2 protein-coding genes and 1 pseudogene are annotated in these 2,807 nt (G+C 62.7%); 2 read left to right on the forward strand and 1 reads right to left on the reverse strand.

Annotation, left to right across the window (positions count from 1 at the left end; translation table 11 throughout):
• Together AC1DLB_RS26840 and AC1DLB_RS26845 are read left to right on the forward strand one after the other, a co-directional pair.
• A partial coding sequence (locus AC1DLB_RS26840; protein WP_477785987.1) for a dehydroquinate synthase/iron-containing alcohol dehydrogenase family protein occupies positions 1 to 719 on the forward strand: 719 nt, incomplete at its 5' end.
• Complete coding sequence (locus AC1DLB_RS26845) at positions 703 to 2,430, forward strand: hybrid sensor histidine kinase/response regulator (protein WP_477742959.1); 1,728 nt, start codon at positions 703 to 705, stop codon at positions 2,428 to 2,430. The genes AC1DLB_RS26840 and AC1DLB_RS26845, both read left to right, overlap by 17 nt.
• A 61-nt stretch (positions 2,431 to 2,491) precedes the next feature.
• On the opposite strand, the pseudogene AC1DLB_RS26850 reads toward AC1DLB_RS26845, so the two are convergent.
• Positions 2,492 to 2,807, reverse strand: a pseudogene (locus AC1DLB_RS26850) (polysaccharide deacetylase family protein); the annotation flags it as partial.

Below are 2,807 nucleotides of genomic sequence, written 5' to 3' on the forward strand. Positions count from 1 at the left end.
ATGTGTCGCAGTTCGTGATCATCTCCAATCAGCAAGAACGCATGAAATTCTCCATCGTCAGCAAGGCTGCGGTGCCGGACGTGTCGCTGATCGACCCGGAAACCACCCTGAGCATGGACCCGTTCCTGTCGGCCTGTACCGGCATCGACGCGTTGGTCCACGCCATCGAGGCCTTCGTTTCCACCGGCCACGGGCCGCTCACCGATCCCCACGCGCTGGAGGCGATGCGGCTGATCAACGGCAATCTGGTGCAGATGATCGCCAACCCGAACGACATCGCCCTGCGGGAAAAGATCATGCTCGGCAGCATGCAGGCCGGGCTGGCGTTCTCCAACGCGATCCTCGGCGCGGTGCACGCCATGTCCCACAGCCTCGGTGGATTCCTCGATCTGCCTCACGGCTTGTGCAACGCGGTGCTGGTGGAGCACGTGGTGGCGTTCAACTACAGCTCGGCGCCGGAGCGCTTCAAGGTGATTGCCGAGACCTTCGGCATCGATTGTCGCGGCCTGAACCACCGGCAGATCTGCGGACGTCTGGTCGACCACTTGATCGCCCTCAAACACGCCATCGGCTTCCACGAAACCCTGGGCCTGCACGGGGTGAGTACGTCGGACATTCCGTTCCTGTCGCAACATGCCATGGATGACCCGTGCATCCTTACCAACCCGCGCGAGTCCAGCCAGCGCGACGTCGAGGTCGTCTATGGCGAAGCCCTCTGACGAACAGCAACGGGCGCTGACCGGGTTACTCGGCCTGGGCAATCACTCGGCGCGCAAGAGTCATTACCCGGAACTGGCCGCGCGCCTGGATGAACTGGAGGCCGAGCGCAACCGCTACAAATGGCTGTTCGAAAACGCCGTGCACGGAATCTTCCAGGCCAGCCTGCAGGAAGGCATGCGCGCCGCCAACCCGGCGCTGGCGCGGATGCTTGGCTATCAGGACCCGCAGGAGGTGCTGTTTTCCCTGACGGACCTGGCGGGCACGCTGTTCGTCGGCGGCGCGCAAGAGCTGGAAGGCATCGGCGAAGTCCTCCAGCGTGAGCGCAGCCTGCTGGGCTATGAAACCCAGCTGCGGCGCAAGGACGGCACTGTCCTCGACGTGTTGATGAACCTGCTGCTCAAACCGGATCAGGAAGGCCTGGTGGAGGGGTTCGTCGCCGACATCACCGAACGAAAACAGGCCCAGGAGCGCTTGCAACAGCTCAATGATCAACTGGAGCAACGGGTCACCGCGCGCACCAATGAGTTGCTGGACGCCAACCGCAATCTGCAACAACAGATCACCGAGCGTAAACAGATCGCCGAAGCCTTGCGCGACGCCCGTGATGCCGCCGAAGCGGCCAATCGCAGCAAGGACAAATACCTCGCCGCCGCCAGTCACGACCTGCTGCAACCGCTCAATGCCGCGCGTTTGTTGATCTCGACCTTGCGCGAACGGCATTTGCCCGACGTCGAACAGGTACTGGTGGAGCGCACCCATCAGGCACTGGAAGGGGCCGAAGACTTGCTCACCGACCTGCTGGATATTTCCCGGCTCGATCAGGCCGCGGTAAAGCCGGACATCGCCCTGTACCGCCTCGATGAATTGTTCGCGCCACTGGTTTCGGAGTTTCAGTCGGTGGCCGCGGCGACCGGGTTGAACCTGCGGGTGCACATGGGCGATTACGCCATTCATACCGACTTGCGCCTGATGACGCGGATTCTGCGCAACTTCCTCAGCAATGCCTGCCGCTACACCGACGACGGCAGCATCCTGCTGGGTGCCCGGCGCCGGGGCAACGCGCTGCGAATCGAAGTCTGGGACACCGGGCGCGGGATCCCGGCGGACCGTCTCGACTCGATCTTCCTCGAATTCAACCAACTGGACGTTGGCCGTGCCGCCGACCGCAAGGGCGTGGGCCTGGGACTGGCGATTGTCGAACGCATCGCCAAGATCCTCGATTACCGGATTCAGGTGCATTCGCGGCCAGGGCGCGGTTCGATGTTCAGCATCGAGGTGCCGATTTCCCGTGAGATTCCACTGCCGATCAGCCAGGCCGTGCCGCAGCCGAGCACCGGCAACCCGCTGCCGGGGCGGCGCCTGCTGGTGCTGGACAACGAAGTCAGCATCCTTGAAAGCATGAGCGCACTGCTCGGGCAGTGGGGCTGCGAGGTGGTCACCGCCACCGATGAGGCCACCGCGCTGGTGGCTTTGCAGGGGCAGGCGCCGGAACTGATTCTGGCGGATTACCACCTCGATCACGGGGTGGTGGGCTGTGAAGTGGTCCGGCATCTGCGCGAGCATTTCAGCCGGACGATACCGGCGGTGATCATCACCGCCGACCGCACCGATCAGTGTCGACGCTCGTTGCAGCGGCTCGACGCGCCATTGCTGAACAAACCGGTGAAACCCGGCAAGTTGCGTGCGGTGTTGAGTCAGTTGTTGGCGTAGCGAGCCGATGAAAAGATCGCAGTCTGCGATCTTTTCATTCCGGTTTTGGCGGTGATTTGGCTCAGTGGTTGTACGCCGCCTCGGTGTTATCGATCAGCGGGTTCTTTTCGGTCAGCACGATCTGGGCAATCTGATCCTTGCGCATGAAGCTGACCTTCGGATGGGACTTGGCGTAGCGGATAAAGCGCTCCACCGCCTCGACCATCGCCGGGGTGCCGCCGATGCGGTCATGCAGGCTCACCGACATCATCCTCCGCCGGTTGGCGCCTTCGGCGTACAGGCGGTCGAATTCCAGCACCAATTGCCGGTAGAACTGTTGCGCCGAGAAGTGCCGGCCTTCGATCAGCACAATGTCGTTGTTGCGCAGGGTGTAAGGC

It is taken from the genome of Pseudomonas sp. 05N434 (assembly GCF_056396965.1).